The 2,843-nt window shown below is 72.1% G+C and carries 4 protein-coding genes; all 4 read right to left on the reverse strand.

Annotation, left to right across the window (positions count from 1 at the left end):
* Positions 1-318 carry a DUF2469 domain-containing protein gene (locus tag VIB11_RS15705; protein WP_332032414.1) on the reverse strand — a complete coding sequence of 106 codons (318 nt, stop codon included), beginning with the start codon at positions 316-318 and terminating at the stop codon, positions 1-3.
* Positions 315-1,061: a ribonuclease HII gene (locus tag VIB11_RS15710; RefSeq protein ID WP_332032416.1), complete on the reverse strand. Its 747-nt coding sequence runs from the start codon at positions 1,059-1,061 to the stop codon at positions 315-317. The genes VIB11_RS15705 and VIB11_RS15710 overlap by 4 nt, the downstream gene beginning before the upstream one ends.
* Positions 1,062-1,065: 4 nt before the next feature.
* The gene (gene lepB / locus VIB11_RS15715) at positions 1,066-2,169 is read right to left on the reverse strand and encodes a signal peptidase I (protein ID WP_332032418.1); all 1,104 of its coding nucleotides are present in this window, start codon (positions 2,167-2,169) and stop codon (positions 1,066-1,068) included.
* On the reverse strand, positions 2,166-2,843 hold a 678-nt coding region (gene lepB / locus VIB11_RS15720), incomplete at its 5' end, for a signal peptidase I (protein WP_332032419.1). The genes lepB (VIB11_RS15715) and lepB (VIB11_RS15720), both read right to left, overlap by 4 nt.

Consider the following 2,843-nt stretch of genomic DNA (forward strand, 5'->3'; position numbering starts at 1 on the left):
CTAGAAGCCGCTGTCCTTGGGCAGCTCGAGGTCGGACTTCGCCAGCTCCTCGACGTTGACGTCCTTGAACGTCACGACCCTGACCGTCTTGGCGAAGCGCGCCGGCCGGTAGATGTCCCAGACCCACGCGTCGGACATCGTGACGTCGAAGTAGACCTCGCCGCCATCGCTGCGCACCTTCACGTCGACCGAGTTGCACAGGTAGAAGCGGCGCTCGGTCTCGACGACGTGCGAGAAGAGCCCGACCACGTCCCGGTACTCGCGGTAGAGCTGAAGCTCCATCTCGCTCTCGTACTTCTCGAGGTCTTCCGAACTCATCGCGTGCTCACCCTGCGCATCTCTGTCGTCCCTGCTTCCACACCGGCGATGCCCCCATCTTCCCCCATGGCTCCCGGCAGCCGCCACGAACGGCGGTGCAGGACCGAGGGCCCGTGCGCCTCCAGCGCCGCGAGGTGCTCCGGGGCGGCATACCCCTTGTTCTCCTCCCAGCGGTATGCCGGGTGCTCCGGCGCCGCAGCCGTCATGAGCGCGTCCCGGGAGACCTTGGCGAGCACGCTGGCGGCCGCGACGGACGAGCACTTCAGGTCCGCCTTGACCATGGTGGTGACCGGTGGCGTGGCGGGGGGCTCGCCGGCGAACGCGAGGAGGCCCACGTCACCGGGGGCGGTGAGCCAGTCGTGGTTGCCGTCGAGGATCACGAGGTCCGGGCGGACGGGCACGGCCTCCAGGGCACGCAGTCCGGCGAGGCGCAGCGCCGCCATGATCCCGATCTCGTCGATCTCCTCGGGCGAGGCGTGGCCCACGGCGTGGGCCAGGCACCACCGCTCGATCCGCGGCACCATGGCCCGTCGTGCCGCCGGCGTCAGCAGCTTGGAGTCGCGGACTCCGGTGGGCGCGCTCCGGCAGCTCTCGTCGATGAGGACGACACCGACCGTGACGGGGCCGGCGAGCGCTCCGCGGCCGACCTCGTCCATCCCGGCGAGGACGCGGTGGCCGTCTCGCTGCAGGGCGCGCTCGACCCGCAGGCTGGGCTTGCGGCTCCGGGCTGGTGCTGCGGCCAACGCCTCAACCGCCCGTCGGCGGGTTCGGCACCTTCGCGAACGTCGCCCTGGGGTTGGACAGCCAGGCCAGGTGGTCCAGTGGCCACACCAGTGCGACGGCCCGTCCCACGACCAGGCTCTGCGGGACGGACCCGTCGGCGCCCGTGCCGGAGGGGTCGTGGAAACGGGAGTCCGAGGAGTCCGAGCGGTGGTCACCCATGACCCAGACGGATCCCTCGGGGACCCGGATGTCGAACTCCTGGTTGCTGGGGGCGTCGCCCGGCTTGAGGTACGGCTCCACCAGCGGCGCACCGTTGACCGTCAGCCGCTCGCCCTCGTCGCAGCACACGACGTGGTCGCCGGGCAGCCCGATCACGCGTTTGATGAGGTGGTTCTCGGAGTCGTCCGGCAGCAGGCCGACGAACATCAGGCCGTTGCGGATGGCCGTCACCGCGGGTCCGTGCTCCTCCTGCGGCACGGCGTCGAGCCAGTCGCCGGGGTCGGAGAAGACGACGATGTCGCCGCGCTTGAGGTCGAAGGGCCCGGGGGTGAGCTTGCTGACGATGACCCGGTCGTTGAGGACGAGGGTGTCCTCCATCGAGCCGGAGGGGATGTAGAAGGCCTGCAGCAGCCACGTCTTGACGACGAAGGACAGCACCAGTGCCATGCCGACGACGATGACGAGCTCGCGACCGGCCGCGCCGAGCATCGCCCCGACCCCGTGCCTGCGCCCGGTGGAACGGGTGCGCCGCTCATCGGGCTCGTCGTCCGCGGGTGCTGGCGCCGCCGCGGCATACACGGCCCAGTCGTCGACGGCGGGCAGGGGTTGGGTGTGGCCCACCCGGCCCGGGTCCGTGTCGTGACGGTGGCTCGGTGCGGCGTCGTACCCCGGGTCCTCGGCCGGCCGGGGGTCCCCGGTGCCCGGCTCCCGCCCGGCCTGGTCGTCGGCGTGGCGCTCGGCGGCGAGGTCGTGCCGCAGCCACGGGTCGTCCGCCGGACGGTCGGCCGCGCGCTCGGCTCCAGCGCTGGCCGGGTCCTCGAGCTCGTGCCGCAGCCACGGGTCGGGCGACTCGCCACCGGCCGCGCTGCTCCCGGCCCGCGACCCACCGCGTGTCACGTCGTCGCTCATGACGCACCCGCTGTGCGCGGGATGGTGCTGAGGGCAGGCGGGGTGGTGAAGCCGCCCCACCGGCTCAGCGGCCAGTAGGTCACCGACGCGCGGCCGAGGACGTCACGCAGGCGCACCATTCCCCCACCGGGGTCGCCGAGGTGGGCCCGGGAGTCCGCGGAGTTGGGCCGGTTGTCCCCCATGACCCACAGTCTGTCCTCCGGGACCCTCACGGAGAAGGTCGTCTCGCTCGGGGCCACCCGCGGGCTGAGGTAGTCCTCGTCGACGGGCTGCCCGTTGACGGTCACCCGGCCCTCGCTGTCGCAGCAGGCGACCTGGTCGCCGGGCAGGCCGACGACACGCTTGACGTAGTCCTGCTCGCCGAGGTCGACCCCGAACAGCGAGGCGGCTCCGCCCAGCACCTTCCCGATGACGCCGTCGGCCTGGGCGGGGGTGCGGTCGGGGGCGGCGAAGGAGGTGCGGCCGTCGAACACGACGACGTCGCCGCGGCGGAGGTCGTCTCCGGCCACCAGCTTGTTCACGAGGATGCGGTCACCTGGTCTGATCGTCGGCTCCATCGAGCCGGAGGGGACATAGAAGGACTGCACGAGAAACCCCCGGACCAGCAGCATCACCAGCAGGGCCACACCCGCCAGCACGAGCCAGGACGGCCCACGCTGGGACGCCGTGGCGGC

The organism is Pedococcus sp. (genome assembly GCF_036554925.1).
Lineage (GTDB): Bacteria > Actinomycetota > Actinomycetes > Actinomycetales > Dermatophilaceae > Pedococcus_A.

Bases quoted from the DNA above. Each gene is read 5' to 3' on its own strand.
- VIB11_RS15705 (WP_332032414.1), bottom strand. From the start codon at position 318: ATGAGTTCGGAAGACCTCGAGAAGTACGAGAGCGAGATGGAGCTTCAG.
- lepB (WP_332032418.1), bottom strand. From the start codon at position 2,169: ATGAGCGACGACGTGACACGCGGTGGGTCGCGGGCCGGGAGCAGCGCG.